The organism is Brevibacterium sp. FAM 24630 (assembly GCF_049804075.1).
Taxonomy (GTDB): Bacteria; Actinomycetota; Actinomycetes; order Actinomycetales; family Brevibacteriaceae; genus Brevibacterium.
Genome location: NZ_JBNBZD010000004.1, coordinates 97,395 through 115,460, shown reverse-complemented (window position 1 = coordinate 115,460; position 18,066 = coordinate 97,395). Strand labels below are relative to the sequence as shown.

The 18,066-nt window shown below is 66.4% G+C and carries 12 protein-coding genes; 5 read left to right on the top strand and 7 right to left on the bottom strand.

The window, feature by feature from the left end; all coding sequences use genetic code 11:
- Window positions 1–65: 65 nt before the first annotated feature.
- Together ACPUD7_RS04775 and ACPUD7_RS04770 are read left to right on the top strand one after the other, a co-directional pair.
- Window positions 66–2,759 carry a M3 family metallopeptidase gene (locus ACPUD7_RS04775; protein WP_135537339.1) on the top strand — a complete coding sequence of 898 codons (2,694 nt, stop codon included), beginning with the start codon at window positions 66–68 and terminating at the stop codon, window positions 2,757–2,759.
- Window positions 2,740–3,534, top strand: coding sequence for a queuosine precursor transporter (locus ACPUD7_RS04770; protein ID WP_240689535.1), 795 nt, complete (start codon window positions 2,740–2,742; stop codon window positions 3,532–3,534). Before ACPUD7_RS04775 ends, ACPUD7_RS04770 begins: the two co-directional genes overlap by 20 nt.
- 141 nt (window positions 3,535–3,675) lie before the next feature.
- Here the strand turns inward: ACPUD7_RS04770 and tgt are convergent, their stop codons facing one another.
- Window positions 3,676–4,929, bottom strand: a complete 1,254-nt coding sequence (tgt, locus tag ACPUD7_RS04765; protein WP_205683267.1) for a tRNA guanosine(34) transglycosylase Tgt — start codon at window positions 4,927–4,929, stop codon at window positions 3,676–3,678.
- Between the two features lie 21 nt (window positions 4,930–4,950).
- Here tgt and mmuM point away from each other — a divergent pair, with 21 nt between their 5' ends.
- Window positions 4,951–6,054, top strand: coding sequence for a homocysteine S-methyltransferase (gene mmuM / locus ACPUD7_RS04760; RefSeq protein ID WP_135537340.1), 1,104 nt, complete (start codon window positions 4,951–4,953; stop codon window positions 6,052–6,054).
- Between the two features lie 131 nt (window positions 6,055–6,185).
- Here the strand turns inward: mmuM and ACPUD7_RS04755 are convergent, their stop codons facing one another.
- Entirely contained in the window at window positions 6,186–7,580 is a 1,395-nt protein-coding gene (locus ACPUD7_RS04755) for an FAD-binding oxidoreductase (RefSeq protein ID WP_240689536.1), read from the bottom strand.
- A 74-nt stretch (window positions 7,581–7,654) separates the two neighbouring features.
- Window positions 7,655–8,716 carry an aminotransferase class I/II-fold pyridoxal phosphate-dependent enzyme gene (locus tag ACPUD7_RS04750; RefSeq protein WP_135537342.1) on the bottom strand — a complete coding sequence of 354 codons (1,062 nt, stop codon included), beginning with the start codon at window positions 8,714–8,716 and terminating at the stop codon, window positions 7,655–7,657.
- A gap of 214 nt (window positions 8,717–8,930) precedes the next feature.
- On the opposite strand from ACPUD7_RS04750, the gene ACPUD7_RS04745 reads away from it, so the two are divergent.
- Window positions 8,931–10,406 carry a malate:quinone oxidoreductase gene (locus ACPUD7_RS04745; RefSeq protein WP_425119302.1) on the top strand — a complete coding sequence of 492 codons (1,476 nt, stop codon included), beginning with the start codon at window positions 8,931–8,933 and terminating at the stop codon, window positions 10,404–10,406.
- A 103-nt stretch (window positions 10,407–10,509) separates the two neighbouring features.
- Here the strand turns inward: ACPUD7_RS04745 and ACPUD7_RS04740 are convergent, their stop codons facing one another.
- The 3 genes from ACPUD7_RS04740 to ACPUD7_RS04730 all read right to left on the bottom strand — a co-directional run bounded on the left by ACPUD7_RS04740 (window position 10,510) and on the right by ACPUD7_RS04730 (window position 14,170).
- Window positions 10,510–11,334: a bifunctional allantoicase/(S)-ureidoglycine aminohydrolase gene (locus ACPUD7_RS04740; RefSeq protein ID WP_135537344.1), complete on the bottom strand. Its 825-nt coding sequence runs from the start codon at window positions 11,332–11,334 to the stop codon at window positions 10,510–10,512.
- A gap of 29 nt (window positions 11,335–11,363) precedes the next feature.
- Window positions 11,364–12,671, bottom strand: coding sequence for a DUF6986 family protein (locus ACPUD7_RS04735; RefSeq protein WP_425119301.1), 1,308 nt, complete (start codon window positions 12,669–12,671; stop codon window positions 11,364–11,366).
- Window positions 12,672–12,790: 119 nt separating this feature from the next.
- Window positions 12,791–14,170, bottom strand: a complete 1,380-nt coding sequence (locus ACPUD7_RS04730) for an NAD-dependent malic enzyme (protein ID WP_425119300.1) — start codon at window positions 14,168–14,170, stop codon at window positions 12,791–12,793.
- 162 nt (window positions 14,171–14,332) lie between these two features.
- Here ACPUD7_RS04730 and ACPUD7_RS04725 point away from each other — a divergent pair, with 162 nt between their 5' ends.
- A complete protein-coding gene (locus ACPUD7_RS04725; RefSeq protein WP_425119299.1) occupies window positions 14,333–15,115 on the top strand; it encodes an IclR family transcriptional regulator in 783 nt (260 codons plus the stop codon).
- A gap of 148 nt (window positions 15,116–15,263) precedes the next feature.
- Here ACPUD7_RS04725 and aceE read toward each other — a convergent pair whose 3' ends face one another.
- A complete protein-coding gene (gene aceE / locus ACPUD7_RS04720; RefSeq protein WP_425119297.1) occupies window positions 15,264–18,017 on the bottom strand; it encodes a pyruvate dehydrogenase (acetyl-transferring), homodimeric type in 2,754 nt (917 codons plus the stop codon).
- Window positions 18,018–18,066 lie beyond the last annotated feature (49 nt).

Genomic DNA, 18,066 nt, shown 5'->3' with positions numbered 1-18,066 from the left:
CGGTCGGCACTCTCACGTTAGGATCGGCTGGAGACCCCAACCGTAGAGAAAGTGGTATGTCGAGAATGAACGCAGAACCGAACAGCATCGATGTCTGGGAGGCGTTCCTCGACCCGCAGGGCGACTATTCGCTGCCCGACTTCACCGCGGTGACCCCGGAGGCCCTGTTGACCGCGGTTCACACGGCGACCGATTTCGCCCGCGCCGAGGTGGCCGCCATCATCGCTGATGAAGCGGAGTCCACGTTCTTCTCCACCACCGTGAGGTTCGAGTCCGCGTCCGTGCCGATGACCCGCATCGCCTCCGTGGCCGCGGCCGTCGAGTCGAATCATCTGCGTCCTGAACTCACCGACGCCATCGCCGAGGTGTGGGAGGTCCTGTCCGCGACCCGCACCGAGATCCTGCTCGACGTCGACCTCTTCCACCGGATCGAACAGGTCTCGGTCACCGACCTCAACCCCGAGGACAAACGGCAGCAGGAGCTCACCGTCGAACTCTTCGTCCGGGCCGGTGCCCGCCTCGGCGAGGAGGGCCGGGAGCAGATGGCCACGATCGCGGCGGAACTGACCACGCTGGAGAACTCCTTCTCCCGCGCCCTGCAGCTCGATACACGGGAACTGGCCGTCCACCTCGGCGAGGTCGAAGCCCTGGCCGGGATGAACGAGGACCAGATCGCGGCAGCGGCGACTCGCGCGAACGAGCGCGGGGTCGACGGCTACCTGCTGCCGCTGAACAACTTCACGCAGCAGATCGTGCTCGAATCCCTCAACACGGCGCAGACCCGTCGGCACGTGCTGAACAATTCGATGGCCCGCGGGTCCCGCGGCGGCGACGGGGACACCCGCACCCAGGTCGCTGACACCACGGCGCTGCGCGCCCTGCAGGCGCACCTGCTCGGATACCCCTCGTATTCGTCGTTCGCCATCGACAATCAGACCGCAGGCAACCCCGATGCCGCCGCGGACATCGTCTCTTCCCTCATCAATGCCGCGAATGCCCAACTCGATGAGGAGCTCGCGCAGGTCAAGGACCGCTACGGCCTCGAAGCCGTCGCAGCCGAGGACGTCAAGCACTATCTGGCGAAGTTCCGGGCCGATGAATTCGGCATCGACCCCGACGAAGTGGCTAAGTACTTCGAGTTCGACACCGTGCTCACCGAAGGAGTCTTCCGCGCCGCGACCGGTCTCTACGGCATCACCTTCGCCCCTTATGACGGAGTCCGTGCCTGGCACGAGGATGTCCGCGCCTTCGAAGTCACCGATACCACCGAACGCCCCCTGGGCCTGGTGCTCATCGACCCGTATGCCCGAGATACGAAGCGCGGCGGCGCCTGGATGGACCAGCTGGTTCCGGCCTCCCGCCTGACGGGGCTGCTGCCGGTCGTCACTCTCTCGCTCAACCTCGCCAAGCCGGGACAGGGACGGCCCACCCTGCTCAACCCGACCGAGCTGACGACCTTCTTCCACGAATTCGGCCATGTCCTCCACGGACTGTTCGCGAACTCGACATACCCGTCGACGGCGGGTACCGCGGTACCGCGCGACTATGTCGAGTTCCCCTCCCAGCTCAACGAGATGTGGCGCTTCCACCCGCAGGTCCTCCCCCACTTCGCCAAGCACGTCGACACGGGTGAGCCGATGCCGGCCGAACTCGTCGACGCCCTCATCGCCAGTGAGAAGTTCGGGCAGGGCTTCGACACGATCGAATACCTCGCCGCGGCCATGCTCGACCTGTCCTGGCATTCGCTCGAAGCCGGCGAGCACATCACCGATGTGCTGTCCTTCGAATCCGAAGTGCTTGCCGCTGCCGGGTTCTCCCCGCTCGTTCCGCCGCGCTACCGGTCGACGTACTTCGGGCACATCTTCGCCTCCGGTTATGCATCCGGCTACTACTCCTACCTCTACTCCGAGGTCATCGCCGCCTGGGTGAGCGAATGGTTCGACGAGCAGGGCGGGCTCAGCCGCGAGGCCGGCGATGCCTTCCGCGAGGCCATTCTCGCTCCCGGCTATTCGGTCGACCCGATGTCGGCGATCGAACGCTTCTTCGGCACCCGCCCCGATGTCGGCCCGCTCCTGCGCCGCCGCGGACTCGCCGAACCCGTGACCGAGGCCGAGGCAGAGACCGAGGTTGAGGCTGAAGGTACTGAAGCGGATGCGAACGCGGAGGCCGGCGCGGGAACGGGTGCGAGCCTCGGCGCGGAATCGGTGGGTGAGTCGGACCCCGCCGAGGAGGTCACTGCCGAGTCCGGGCCCGGAGCCGCCTCGTCGAGCGGGGAGACGAAGATCCACCCCAACCATGAGGCGGTCGCGGCCGATCTCGTCGCCGCGGGCATCGAACCGCGCATCGAAATCTTCACCGAATCGACGCCGACCGCGGCGACCGCAGCCGAAGCTCTGGGTATCGAGGTCGGGGCGATCGCGAACAGCCTCATCTTCTCCGCGGCCGGTTCCCCGGTGCTCATCATGGCCTCGGGAGCCCACCGCGTCGACACCGCGCATGTGGCGTCACTCATCGGAGTCGACTCGCTCGACCGGGCGAGCAAGGAACTCGTCCGTGAGGCGACCGGTCACGTCATCGGCGGTGTCGCCCCCTGCGGTCATCCGGGCCCGATTCCCACTTTCGTCGATGTCACGCTCAAGGATTATCCTGTTCTCTGGGCCGGCGCGGGGACGCCGAATTCGATGATGCCCCTGACGTATGAGCAGCTGCTCACCGTCACGGGAGGGAAGGAAATCACCGTTGTCGCAGAAGAGTCCTGAGGCGGAGTCTGGGCGCTCGGCGTCGGAGTCCGAACGTTCCGAAGCGGAGTCTGGGCAGCCGGGTCGAGCAGTCGACTCGGCGGACACCGACACCACCTCCGCTGCACGCTTCGCAGCTTTCGCTTCCTCTCGGGGCCGCTACTATGCGGTCTTCCTCGCCGTGTTCTGCGCGGTGCTCATCATCTCGAACATCTCGGCCACGAAGGTCATCGGCTTCGGTCCGATCGTCACCGACGGCGGCGCTTTCCTCTTCCCCATCGCGTACATCCTCGGCGATGTGATCAGCGAGGTGTACGGCTTCAAAGCCGCCCGCAAGGCTGTGATCACCGGATTCGGCCTGCAGATCCTCGCGACCTTCGTGTTCTGGCTCGTACTCATCTCCCCACCGGGGCCCGGCTATGAGAATCAGGAAGCCTTCGCCGCGGTGCTCGGCTTCTACCCGCGCATCGTCGCGGCCTCGCTCGTCGGGTACTTCGTCGGCCAGCTGCTCAATTCGTGGGTGCTCGTGGCCGTGAAGAAGCGGATGGGCGAGTCGAAGCTGTGGGTGCGGCTGCTGACCTCGACGGGTGTCGGCGAGTTCGTCGATACGCTGCTGTTCTGCGTCATCGCCTTCGCCGGAGTCATCCCGGGCCTCGACTTCCTCAACTACATCATCGTCGGCTTCGTCTACAAGGTCGCCGTTGAGATCATCTTCCTGCCCGTCACCTACCGGGTCATCAAACTCGTCAAACGCCACGAACCCAGTTACGAGCTCGACCCCGCCGGCGCTCACTGAGGCGTCGTCCGTCGCATTCCGGCCGGCGCTCGAGGCTCAGGTCACGCGAAACTCGAAAAAGTCGTCGCCAGCGGCGTTGTTTTCGAGTTTCGCGTGACCTGAGACGCTGAAGCCCTGCTGGCCACGGCTGCCGGACCCGAGCTACTTCGAGTAATAGCGGCCGAGGACCTCGGACTCGAGTTCGTCGAAGCGGCCATCGATCATCGCCTGCCGGATCTCGGCGACGAGTGAGACGACGAAGTGCTCGTTGTGGATCGTGCACAGCGTGGAGAAGAGCATCTCCTTCGCCTTGTACAGGTGGCGCAGGTAGGCCCGTGAGTAGTTCTGACACGTGTAGCACGAGCAGTCGGGGTCGAGCGGGCCGAAGTCTCTGCGGTACTTCGCCCCGGTGAGGTTGTACCGCCCATCGCGGGTGTAGATCGCAGCGTTGCGGGCCACGCGGGAGGGTGAGACGCAGTCGAAGGTGTCGGCACCGGTCTTGATCGCTTCGAACAGGTCATCGGGTTCGGAGATGCCCAGCAGATGCCGAGGCTTGTTCTCCGGCAGCTCCTCGCACACCCACCGGATGATGATGCCGAGGTTCTCCTTCTCCAGTGCCCCGCCGATGCCGAAACCGTCGAAGTCCATGGCCCCCAGGTCCCTGGCGGCCTTGCGCCGCAGGTCTTCGTACTGCGCACCCTGGAGCACCCCGAAGAGCGCCTGATAGGGCCGGTGCGAACGCTCCTCGGTGAGCCGGAAGTGCTCGTCGATGCAGCGGATCGCCCACTGTCGAGTCCGTTCGAGCGATTCCTCCTGGTAGCCGCGGGTGTTGACGAGCGTGGTCAGCTCGTCGAAGGCGAACATGATGTCGGCACCGAGCTCGTGCTGCACCCGCATCGAGATCTCCGGCGTGAAGCGGTGCATCGACCCGTCGAGATGCGATTTGAACGTCACCCCGTCATCGTCGACGTTCGACAGCCTTTCCTTGCCCACGGCCACGAGTTCGTCGTTCTGCACCCCCGTCGACTCCATCGAGATGACCTTCTTGAACCCCGAACCGAGGCTCATCACCTGGAATCCGCCGGAGTCGGTGAACGTCGGCCCCGGCCAGTTCATGAACTTGCCGAGTCCTCCGGCCTCGTCGATGAGGTCCGAACCGGGCTGCAGATACAGGTGATAGGCGTTGGCGAGCACCGCCTGCCCGCCGAGCTCGGCGACCTCGTCTGGGCGGACGGCCTTGACCGTGGCCTTCGTGCCGACCGGAATGAACGCGGGAGTCTGAATGTCTCCGTGCGGAGTGCGGAGGAGCCCGGTGCGTCCACCCGTGTCCATGCGGGTACCCACCTCGAAGCCGAACTGCGAACGGTCGTTGATGGGCGCAGTCTCGGATGCTGCCGGAGATTCGTCTGTAGTCACCGGACAAGCTTAACTAAGTCCATGACCTTTCCGCAGATACGCACCCACGCCGAGGCGACCGCCCCCATCGTCATCGACGGCGGGTTGGGCACCGCGGCCGAGGACCGCGGCATCGACCTCGACCACGACCTGTGGTCAGCCGAACTCATCCGCAGGAACCCCGACGCCCTCGCCGAGGTGCACGCCGCCTTCGCCGCATCCGGTGCCCGGATCCTCACGACCGCGAGCTATCAGGCGACGCCGCTCGGCTTCGAGCGGGCAGGAATCGGTGCGGCCGAGGGCCGTCGGATCGTCACCGAGAGCGTGCGGATCGCCCGAGCTGCGGCGACCGCAGCCGCAGGCATCGAATCGGAGGGCACAGGCACAGCCGCCGCGACGCCGCACAGGGTGCCGGCCGCAGCGAACGCGAACGCAGGCGAGGCATCGGCTGCAGCCACGAGTGCCGGACCTGCACACATACTCATCGCAGGCTCCGTCGGGCCATATGGTGCCGCGCTGGGCGACGGCGGCGAGTACACCGGTGCCTACCGTCTCAACTCCGAGGAGTACGCGTCCTTTCACCGTCCGCGCATCGAAGCCCTCGCCGAGGCGGGTGCGGACCTGCTCGCCATCGAGACCCAGCCGCGTCTCGACGAGATCCGCGCGATCATGAACCTGGCCGAAGAGGTGGGTCTTCCTGCGTGGGTGAGTGTGACCCTACAGGCAGGCACGGACACGACTCCGCACGACTGCCCCACCCTGCCCGACGGATCGAGCTTGGCCGAACTCGCTGAGGCAGCGTCCGTCTCGGTGGCGGTGAAAGCGATCGGGGTCAACTGTGTGCGTCCTTCGATCGTCGCCCCGGCACTCGCGGAACTCGCGCGGCACACGCAGCTGCCGCTCGTCGCCTACCCGAACTCGGGCGAAACCTATGATGCAGCGGCACTGGCCTGGGCCGGTGAGCGCACGGAGGCGGGAACCAACTCGTCGCCAGTGGCGGGGGTCGAGACGTGGCCGGTCGCGGAGTGGGCCCGACTCGGGGCGCAGATCATCGGCGGCTGCTGCCGGGTTCGGCCCGCCGATATCGCGGTGCTGAGCGGCGGTCTGGAACCCACTGGCTGCCAAGGGCCGACCGGCGACCGGTGATCGACCGGAAACCGACCAGCCACCGGAGACCGACCAGCGATCGGCCGGGACCGATAGGAGACCGGTGATCGACCGGCGACTCAGCCCTGAACAGCGGCCGAGACGTCCTCGACGATCCGGCCCCTGAAGTCTCAGCCGAGCATCTTGCCCGGGTTGAGGATCCCCAGCGGATCCACGGCGGTCTTGATCCCATCCTGCAGGGAGCGCGCCCCCGCATCGAGCTCACGGACCAGCCAGTCCCGTTTGAGGTACCCGACCCCGTGCTCGCCGGTGATCGTCCCACCGAGGTCGAGCCCGAGCTGCATGATCTCAGCGAACGTCTCCTTCGCCTCGGCCACGCTCGCCTCATCCGAGGCATCGAAGAGCACGCTCGGGTGCATGTTCCCGTCACCGGCATGACCGGCCGTGGACACCTCGACCGTGTGCCTGGCATCGATCTCGGCCAGACGTGCGAAGAACTCGCCGAGGCGGGACCGCGGCACGCACACATCGTCGATGAGTTCGCCCCCACCGATCGTCGACACGTACTTCTCCAGCGCTGGCGACACGGCCCGACGTGCGGCGACGAAGAGCTCGGAGTCGGCGGGGTCGTCGGAGAAGAAGACCTCGCTGGCCCCCTGCTCCTCGGCGATGGTCTGGAACGATTCGAGTTCTGCCACTCCGGAGGCCCCTGGAGCGTCGGACTGCACGAGCAGCAGCGCACCCGCCTCATCGGGCAGACCGAAGTCCCCATAGGCGTTGACCATCGCCACCGTCGCCCCGTCCATGAGTTCGAGCATCGAGGGTGCGGCGCCGGAGGCCATGTACGCAGACACCGTTCGGCCTGCCGATTCCATGTCCGGGAAGATGCCGACCCCGGTCACCGGCAGCGCCAGCAGCGGTTTGAGCCCCAAGGTGATCTCCACGATGACGCCCAGAGTGCCCTCGGAGCCGATGAACAGGGCAGCCAGGTCGAGGCCGGCCACGCCCTTGGCCGTCTGACGGCCCAGCTTCGTCACCGTGCCATCGGCGAGCACCACGGTCAGCGCCCGCACATAGTCCTTCGTCACCCCGTATTTCACACAGCACATGCCCCCGGCGTTCGTGGCAACATTGCCGCCGATCGTCGAAATCGCCACCGACCCCGGATCCGGAGGGTAGGACAATCCGTGCTCGGCCAGGGCATGCTTGAGATCCTGGTTGATGACACCGGGCTGGACCCGGCAGGTCTGATCGACCTCATCGATGTCGAGAATCGCATCGAGCTTGGCGACATTGAGCAGAATCGCCCCATCGACGGCGTTCGCCGCTCCGGACAGGCCCGTCCGCGCGCCCTGCGTGACGACGGGGACCCGATGCTCCGCAGCGAAACGCATCACCGCCGCCACGTCATCGATGTTCGCGGCCCTGACCAGAGCCAGCGCAGCACCGGCCGGACAGAACAAGGCCTTGTCCGACGAGTAGGAGTCGATGACGTCGCGGTCGGTCACAAGCGCATCCGGACTGAGCACAGAGGCGAGCTCCGGCAGCGGCGCTTGCGTGTTCACAATCGGGCCCCCGTTCTCAGTCGAATCCCCGCTCCCGGTCGAATCCGCACTCACGGTCGAGTTCGCACTCGTCGTCATAGAGCGGCAGCGACCTTGAGCACGCGTTCGAGAGCCTCATCGGGTCCGATGCTCACCCGCACACCGCCCTGCAGACGACGCACGGCTACGGCCTGTTCAGCGCAGGCGCCTTCGAACGCGACTGCCGCCTCGGGGTCGAGGGCGATCCACACATAGTTGCCCTGTGCCTCGGGGACCGTGAGACCCAGCTTGCGCAGCTCATCGGCGAACCGGTCGCGCACCGTCGCAACCTGCTTGGCCCGCACGGCCACCTCGTCGATCCGAGCCAGAGATTCCCGAGCCGCGGCCTGGGCACCGGCGGTGACGGAGAATGGGGCGATGACCTGGCGCAGCGCCGAGGCGATCTCGGCATCGGCGATACCGAAGCCCACCCGCAGACCGGCCAGCCCATGGGCCTTGGAGAAGGTTCGGGCGAGGACGAGATTCGGATGCTTCCGCCGCGCCGCCAGACCATCGGCCGCCTCGCTGGCGAATTCGAGGTACGCCTCGTCGAGAACGACGATGACGTCCTCGGGCACCTCGGTGAGGAACCCTTCGAGTTCGGCATCGGTGATCGTCGGACCCGTCGGGTTGTTCGGCGAGCACAGCAGCACGAGCCGGGTCGTGTCATCGATGGCCGCGGCCATCGCACCGAAGTCGTGGCGACCGTCGTCGAGGAGGTCGACGGGGCGCTTCTGCGCACCGCGGGCGGCCGCGAGGATCGGGTACATCTCGAACGACGGCCACGGGTAGACCACGGACGTGCCGTCCTCGAGCGTGATGTTCGTCAACGCTGACAGGACTTCGGAGGCACCGGCGCCGGGGACCACCTCAGCGGGTTCGACCCCGAGGTGGGAGGCGATATCGGCCACGAGCGCGGCCGACGTGGGGTCGGGATAGTTCCCCGGAATCGCCGAGGCGGAGGCGACGGCGTCGAGGACGCCTGGCAGCGGCGGCAGGTGGTTCTCGTTCGAGGACAGTTTGTACGGAGTCAGGCCCGGGGAATTGACGGGAGGCTTGCCGGGGGCATACGGAGGGAACTCGGCCAGCGCGTCACGGAGAAGGAAACGTTTGGACATGTGCCCATATTTGCACACCTTGTGGCACGCGACACAGACTGTCTTGCCAAAGTGTCCGATCGGTCGGATCTGCACGGTTTTCGCGGACACCCATCCGCTGTGAGAATGCTCTCCCACCGCGGGCCCCGGTCGGCCCTGGTTACGGCACTGCGGCATCCGAAGAGTACGCTGAGAGACAACTACAAGCAGTCAGTGACGAGGAATGAGAGTCCAAATGCCCTCACCGCAGGAAAAGGTCGACGTCGTCTTGATCGGCGGCGGCATCATGAGCGCCACGCTCGGTGCCATGCTGACCGAACTTCAGCCCGACTGGGACATCCGTGTCTACGAGAAGCTCGACTATGTGGCCACGGAGAGCTCGGACCCCTGGAACAACGCCGGCACCGGCCACGCCGCACTCTGCGAACTCAACTACACCCCCGAGGACTCCAATGGTCATATCGACCTGGAAAAGGCCTCGAACATCAACCAGCAGTTCCATCACTCGCGCCAGTACTGGTCCCACCTCGTCGACACCGGTGTGCTCACTGATCCGAAGTCCTTCATCAACCCCATCGCCCACGTCAGCTACGGACGCGGCGACAAGGGACGCGACTACATCAAGAACCGCTACGAGCAGATGGTGCGCAACCCGCTGTTCGCGGATATGGAGTACACCGAGGATCCGGCCACCCAGGCCGAATGGCTGCCGCTGATGTTCGAGGGCCGCGGCCCCGGACAGGTCAACGGCACCTCGCGCATCCAGCAGGGCACCGATGTCGACTTCGGCGCTCTGTCGAGTCAGCTGCTCAGCTACGTCGCCGACAAGGGCGCGACCGTGCGCACCAGCCACCAGGTCACCGACCTCGACCGTTCCTCCGACGGCTGGACGATCACCGTCAAGGATCTGCTCTCGCATGAGACCCATCAAGTGGGCGCGAAGTTCGTCTTCGTCGGTGCCGGCGGCGGAGCCCTGCCGCTGCTGCAGAAGTCCGGCATCCCCGAGGGACGCGGCTACGGCGGCTTCCCGGTCTCCGGCTACTTCCTGCGCACCGCGAACCAGGATCTCGTCGCCCGCCACCAGGCGAAGGTGTACGGCCAGGCCGCTCAGGATGCTCCCCCGATGTCCGTGCCGCACCTCGACACCCGTGTCGTCGACGGCAAGGACTACCTCATGTTCGGCCCCTACGCCGGCTTCTCGCCGAAGTTCCTCAAGAAGGGCCGTTTCACCGATCTGCCGTTCTCCGTGCGCGGAAACAACATCGCCACGATGCTCAATGTCGCCAAGGACAACACGGACCTCGTCACGTATCTCCTCGGTGAGCTCGCCGCGACGAAGAAGGCCCGCTTCGAGGCCCTGCACAACTTCATCCCCTCCGTCGACCCCAGCGACTGGGAGCTCATCCAGGCCGGTCAGCGCGTGCAGGTGATGAAGAAGGATCCGAAGAAGGGCGGTGTCCTTCAGTTCGGCACCGAACTCATCTCGTCCGCCGACGGTTCGCTGGCGACTCTGCTCGGTGCTTCACCGGGTGCGTCGACGGCCGTGCCGATCATGATCGAGCTGCTCAAGACCTGCTTCCCGCGTGAGTACGCGGGCTGGGAGAAGAACTTCAAGGACATGATCCCCTCGCTCGGCCGCGACCTCGCCGACGACGAGACGCTGCTCAAGGAACTCTCCGAGTACACCTCGCGGACCCTGCAGCTCATCTGAGTCGGTTCGTTCCAAGACTCAACTGCGCGCCGCCGAAACAGCGGAAACGACAACTGCTTGCCGGAATCACTTCCGGCAAGCAGTTGTCGTTTTCACGCTCGGTTCAGAGTTCGACCTGACGGTTGACGTCCTTGTAGAGCAGGTAGCGGAACCGCCCCGGTCCCCCGGCGTAGCAGGCCTGCGGGCAGAAGGCGCGCATGGAGATGAAGTCGCCTTCCTGCACCTCGACCCAGTCGCCGTTGAGACGGTAGACGGCCTTGCCTTCGAGCACGTAGAGCCCGTGCTCCATCTCGTGCGTCTCCGCGAACGGAATGACCGCACCGGCCTCGAAGGTGACGATGTTGACGTGCATGTCGTAGGCGAGATCCTCCGGATCGAGCGGACGCGTCGTCCGCCACCGGCCGTCGGTGCCGGGCATCGGCGAGGGCTCGACTTCGGCCTCGTTTCCGAACTTCGCCTCCGGGGTCAGCCCGGCCACGGGCTGATAGCGTTTGCGCACCCAATGGAAACGGGCCGCCTCGGTGCCGGTGGACTTCGCGGACCACGTCGAACCGGCCGGCAGGAACGCGAACCCTCCGGGGGTCAGAGTGTGGGCCTGCCCCTCGTGGGTGACCTCGAGCTGGCCGGCCATGACGAAGAGGAATCCTTCGACCTCGGGCTGCGGTTCCGGCTTCTCGGAGCCGCCGCCGGGGGTGACTTCGAGGATCGTCTGCGAGAACGTCACCGCTCCCCCGGCCACGGGTTTGCTCAGCACCCAGGACCGTGTCCCGGTCCATTCGGGAAGATTCGAGGTGACGATATCGCGCAGCACTCCGCGCGGGATGACCGTATAGGCCTCGGTGACCAGGGCGCGGTCGGTGAGCAGATCCGACTGCGGAGGGTGGCCTCCGGTCGGAGCCCAATAGGTGTAGGGATCGGTCGTCGTCATGGGCGGGGTCTCCTTCGGTCGGTGTGTTCTCAGTCCAGGGATCCGGTGCGGGCGAGCTGCCCGAGTTCGGCAAGGCTGAGGTTCGTGCGGGAGGTCACGAAATCCTCGGTGTGGGCACCGCAGACGAGTCCGCGGTCGAGGTAGCGGGCGAGCGCCTTCGCGGTCGCCGGTTCGTCGAGGACGGTCGAGTCCGCTTTGAACACATAGTTGTACAGGCGCTGGGCGGCCTTCGCTCCGCCTTCGCGGTAGAAGGCGAAGGTCGCGAGGAACCGGGTCGGCAGCTGATGCGGGTGGAGGTCCCAGCCCTGGTAGATTCCGCGCTTGAGATGGCGGCGCACGAGGCTGGCGTGCAGTGCCCACCCGTGGTGGACCTCGGCGGGTTCGCCCAGCGGGAGGATGTTCGTCGAACCGTCGGAGAGGTGGACCCCGGTGCCGGCGACGGCGAGCATCATCTGGTTCTTCGCGAAGTCCGCGACCGGGTGGTCCATGGCCTGGTAGGCCGCGGCCACACCCAGCGACGCAGAATAGTCGTACGTGCCGTAGTGCAGAGAGGTGACCCGACCCGCCCCCACATGCAGGGCCGGGGCCAGCGGCACGGTGCCATCGGCGCCGAGGATGAGCTGCGGGGTCTCGACCTGGATCTCGAAGGTCAGTGTGCCCTCGGCCAGGCCGTGTTCGGCTTCGAGGCTGCGGCAGGCGATCACCATGGCGCGCACCTGGTCGATCGTGGTGACCTTCGGCAGAGTGAGGACGAGGTTGTCCGGCAGCTGCCCGCCGGCCCTGACGAGTTCGGAGAGGAAGAGGTCGAGGGTGCGCAGCCCGCGGGCTCGTGTGTCCTCCTCCATGCACTTGAAGCGGATGCCCACGAACGCCGGTGCCCCGGTCTCGCTGCGCCCGGCCACCGCGTCGCGGGCGGCCTGGATCACCCACCGGTCTTCGCTCTCATCGCCCTGATCGCCGAACCCGTCTTCGAAGTCCAGGCGCAGGTCCTCGATCGGTTCGCGCTCGAGCTTCGCGGTGACCGCCTCGGCGAGCATTTCGGCTTCCCGGGCGACCTGGTGGAGGCTGGGCATCTGCCCGGCGGGGCCGGGGCCGGCTTCCTTGCGGGCGGCGGTGATGACGCGTTCGGCCAGTTGGAGCATGCCACCGTGGGCCTCGACGCATTCGAGCGCCTGCTGGCCCCACTGGTACGGCAGGTCCGGTGTCGTTCGGTCCCCGGGCACGTAGACGGTGTGCACGGGCTGGCGCACATCCCGTTCGCCCGGATAGCTCCGCTTCAGGAGCTCATCCGTGTCCCCCAGCAGTGAGTCGATATCAGCCAGTGTTGATCGTTCCACTTTCACATTCTCTTTCTCTGCACAGGATTCAACGGCGGGGCGGCGATGCCGGGCCTGTGTTCATTGTCTCTCATTCCCCGCACCTGGGCACGGCGACTCTCGGAGCGGCCGCGCTCCGTTCAGGACGAAACCGCCGCGACCGCCTCGGCAACCTTCGCCGCGACCTCGGGGTCGAAGACCGAGGGGACGACGTAGCCGGGGTGGAGTTCGTCCTCGGGGATGCACGAGGCGATGGCGTCGGCGGCCGCGACCATGATGTTCTCGTCGATGTCGGTCGCCTCGGCGTCGAGCAGGCCGCGGAAGATGCCGGGGAAGGCGAGCACATTGTTGATCTGGTTCGGGTAGTCGCTGCGTCCGGTGGCGACGACGGCTGCGTACTTCAGCGCCTCGGCGGGGTCGACCTCCGGGTCGGGGTTGGCCATGGCGAAGACGAGGGCGTCGGAGCTCATCGCCTGGATGTCGGAGCCGTCGAGGACGTTCGGGGCGGAGACGCCGATGAACACATCCGCGCCGACGACGGCCTCCTTGAGGGATCCGTCGAAGCCTTCGGGGTTCGTGTTCGCCTGCAGCCACTTCTTGTGCTCGGTGTCGACGGTCGAGTGCGGGCCGATCGCGCCGCCTCGTCCGCAGGCGATGATGTTCGTGGCCCCCGCGACCTGGAGGAGTCGGATGATCGCGTTACCGGCCGCCCCGACGCCGGAGATGACGATGCGCAGGTCCTCGATCCTCTTGCCCACGACCTTGAGTGCGTTCTTCAGTGCGGCCAGGGTGACGACGCCGGTGCCGTGCTGATCATCGTGGAAGACCGGGATGTCGAGCTCTTCGCGCAGTCGGGCCTCGATCTCGAAGCAGCGCGGGGCGGCGATGTCCTCGAGGTTGATGCCGCCGTAGGCCGGGGCGATGGCCTTGCAGATCGCGATGATCTCCTCGGTGTCCTTCGTGTCGAGGGCCACCGGCCAGGCATCGACGCCGGCGAACTGCTTGAACAGCACGGCCTTGCCCTCCATCACGGGCATGGCCGCTTCGGGGCCGATGTCGCCGAGTCCGAGCACCGCGGTGCCGTCGGTGACGACGGCGACGGTGTTGCGTTTGATCGTCAGCCGCCGGGCATCGTCCTTGTTCTTCGCGATCGCCTGGCACACGCGGGCCACGCCCGGGGTGTAGGCGCGGGAGAGATCATCGCGGTTGCGCAGGGGCACCTTCGAGGCGGATTCGAGTTTGCCGCCGAGGTGGAGCAGGAAGGTCCGGTCCGAGACCTTGTGGACCTCGACCCCGGGCAGCTTCTCCAGCGCGTCGGAGACCTCACCGGCATGGGCGACGTCGCGGGTGTCGGCGCTGACGTCGATGGTCACCGTGTGCGGGGTGGATTCGACGACGTCGAGCGCCGTGACCCCCGCACCGGTGGCCGCGGCTGCGGCCACGAGGTCGGACGTCGACGACTCTCCGACGGTCGTGCCGACGCGCAGGGTGATGGAGTATCCGGGACTGGTTGCGGCCATGGGCAATATCCTCTCTGATATTGATTTTCCGTATTACGGACATTATCTTCTACCTAGTGGAAATTCTAGAGGTTATTCACCGATTCGGAAAGTTTCTTCCATTTCGGGATTAGACTGAACCCAGTTTCACAGCCGAAACATCCCCCGGAAGAAGGATGATCGATGAGCAGCAAGGACACTCCTGCAATCCGCCAGACCAAGGGCGGTGTGCAGTCCGTCGAGCGTGCGTTCGGTCTGCTCGAATGCATCGCGAACTCCGCGGGCTCGGCGACGCTGAGCCATATCGCAGCCGACGTCAACCTGCCCTTGCCCACAATCCACCGTCTGCTGAACACGCTGGTCAACCTCGGCGTGGTCCGGCAGCTGCCCAATCGCGGCTATGCGCTGGGTCCGGGGCTCGTGCGGCTGGGCAACCTCGCCGGCTCCCAGCTCGGGGCCATCGCCCGCCCCTACCTGCGCGACCTCGTCGCCGAACTCGGTGAGTCGGCGAATGTCGCGACGATGGACGGGGACATGGTCGTCTACGTCGATCAGGTCGCCTCCGAACGTCAGATGCGCATGTTCACCGAGGTGGGACGCCGGGCGCATATGCACGACACGGGCGTCGGCAAGGCGATCCTCGCGGGTCTCGACTCCGAGCAGGTCCGCCACATCGTCACGACCGCGGGCATGCCCACACCCACGGAGTTCAGCATCGGTTCGGTCTCCGAGCTCGAGGCCGAGCTCGAGCGCATCCGCGAACGCGGCTATGCCATCGATGAGCAGGAGCAGGAGCTCGGGGTGCGGTGCTTCGCAATGGCGATCCCCGATTCCCCCGCACCGCTGGCGATCTCGGTGTCAGGGCCGGTCAGCCGCGTCGACAAGAGCTTCGCCGACCGCGCCGTTCCGCTTCTGCGGGCCGCCGCCGACCGCATCTCCGCGGAGATGCAGGGCACCGACCGGTAGTCGGCGCCACCAGTCGTCTCCGCCGAAACACGGGCGTTGGACCGAGACCCGGGTGTACACCCGTGCTTCGATCCAGCGCCCGTGTTTCGGTGCCGAAGCCCAGGGGCTTGCCCTGGGGATTGCCCAGAGCATGCCCAGGGCCGGGGTCTTAGGAATCGCCGCCGGCGGTTCCCGAGGTCCCGGCGTTGACGTCGGTGAGTCGGTAGCGTCGGGCCGCCTCGGCGGGGGTGCCGGGATCGACCTCCCCGCGTTCGGCCAAGAGCTGCAGGGTTCGGACCACCATCGAATGGGCGTCGATCTTGAAGTGCCGGCGGGCCGCCGCCCGAGTGTCGGAGAAGCCGAAGCCGTCGGCACCGAGTGTCGCGAAGTCGTGCGACAGGAACGGCCGGATGAGGTCCGGCTGGGTCGAATCGAAATCGCTTGTGGCCACGATCGGTCCGGCCTCGGCCCCGAGGCGCTGGCGCACATACGGCACACGCGGTTCCGCCTCGACCTCGTGCAGCTTCGCCGCCTCCACTTCGAGGGCGTCCCGGCGCAGCTGCGCCCACGAGGTCACCGACCACACGGCCGCATCGACGCCCCAGTCCGCGGCGAGCAGCTCGCGGGCCTCAAGCGCCCAAGGCACGGCCACGCCGGAGGCGAGCAGCTGCGCTTGCGGGCGGGACCCCGGTTCCGCCTCGGCGCCGGATCCGGCTTCCGCGATCCGGTGGATGCCGCGCAGGATGCCCTCGACGTCGACATCATCGGGTTCGGGCGGCTGGAGCATCGGTTCGTTGTACACGGTGAGGTAGTACATGACATTGCGCACATCCTCGCCGAGGTCGTGCTCGCCGTACATGCGATGCAGCCCATCACGGACGATGTGGCCGATCTCGTACCCGTAGGCCGGATCGTAGACACGTACGGCCGGGTTCGTGGCCGCCAGCACCGGCGAATGCCCATCGGCGTGCTGGAGCCCCTCCCCGGTCAGGGTGGTGCGTCCGGCAGTGGCGCCGATGATGAACCCGCGGGTCATCTGGTCACCGGCGGCCCAGAATGCATCGCCGGTGCGCTGGAAGCCGAACATCGAGTAGAACACATAGATCGGGATCATCGGTTCGCCGTGAGTGGAGTAAGCGGTGCCGGCGGCGGTGAATCCGGCGGCGGCACCGGCCTCGTTGATGCCCACGTGGAGCAGCTGACCCGAGGTCGCCTCCTTGTAAGAGAGGAAGAGCTCACGATCGACGGCGAGGTAGTTCTGCCCGTTCGGGTTGTAGATCTTCGCGGTCGGGAAGAACGCGTCGATGCCGAATGTCCGGGCCTCATCGGGGATGATCGGCACGATCCGCTCGCCGAGTCCCTTCTCCCGCATGAGGTCCTTGAGCAGTCTGACGAAGGCCATGGTCGTCGCAGCCTGCTGCTGGCCCGACCCCTTCTTCGTCTGTGCGAACGCCTTGTCGCTGACCGCAGGCAGGGTCACCTTGCTGTTCTCCGGCTTCCGCGCCGGCAGGAACCCGCCGAGCTCGCGGCGCCGCTCAAGCAGGTACTGGATCTCCTCCGTTTCGGTGCCCGGATGGTAGTAGGGCACCGCGTAGGGGTCGTCGTCGATGACCTTGTCGGAGATCGGGATGTCCATCCGATCGCGGAAGGCCTTGACGTCGGCGGCGGTGAACTTCTTCATCTGGTGCGTGGCGTTGCGGGATTCGAAGCTCGTACCCAGCCCGTAGCCCTTGACCGTCTGGACGAGGATGACCGTGGGCCGGCCCGTGGTGTTCACCGCCCGCTGATAGGCGGCGAAGACCTTGTGGTAATCGTGGCCGCCGCGCTTGAGGTTCCAGATGTCGTCATCGCTCAGGTGCTCGACGAGGCCCTTGGTCACCGGGGAGCGGCCGAAGAAGTTGTCGCGGATGAATCCACCGGATTCGGCTTTGAAGGTCTGGTAGTCCCCGTCGAGGGTCTCGTTCATGATCCGCACGAGTTCGCCGGTGCGGTCGGCGGCCAGGAGGTCGTCCCATTCTCGACCCCACAGGACCTTGATGACGTCCCAGCCGGCGCCGGTGAATGTCGCTTCGAGCTCCTGGACGATCTTGCCGTTGCCGCGCACGGGCCCGTCGAGGCGCTGGAGGTTGCAGTTGATGACGAAGGTGAGGTTGTCGAGCCCCTCATTCGCGGCCAGCTGCAGGGCCCCGCGCGATTCGGGTTCGTCCATCTCCCCATCACCGAGGAACGCCCACACCCGCTGATCGGTGGTGTCCTTGATCCCCCGGTGGTGCAGGTAGCGGTTCATCTGCGCCTGATAGATCGCGTTGATCGGACCCAGCCCCATCGACACGGTCGGGAACTGCCAGAATTCGGGCATCAGCCGCGGGTGCGGGTAGGAGCTCAGCCCGTGCGGAGCACGTGAGACCTCCTGCCGGAACCCGTCGAGATCGGCCTCGCCGAGGCGGCCCTCGAGGAACGCACGCGCGTACATTCCCGGTGAGGCGTGGCCCTGGAAGAAGACCTGGTCGCCGCCGCCGGGATGGTCCTGGCCGCGGAAGAAGTTGTTGAATCCGATCTCGTAGAGGGTTGCGGCTCCGGCGTAGGTGGAGATGTGTCCACCCACGGAGATCTCGGGCCGCTGCGCGCGGTGGACGAGCATGGCCGCGTTCCAGCGCAGCCACTTCCGGTAGCGGCGTTCGATCCGCTCATCGCCGGGATAGGTCGGTTCCTGATCGGCGGGGATCGTATTCACGTAGTCGGTGGTGGTGACCTTGGGCTGGGCGACGGAATTCGTGGCTGCGCGACGGCGCAGCGCCTCCATGATCTCGCCGGCGCGCAGGGTTCCGCGCACGTTGACGAGTCCCTCCCAGGACTCGAGCCATTCATCGACCTCTTCGTCGGTGGTGCTCCTCAGACTCGCCGAGGTGGTGTCCTGTGTCATTTCGGGGTTTCCTTCTCACGGGGTCCGGGCTCCCGGAGCCGTGTCCCGG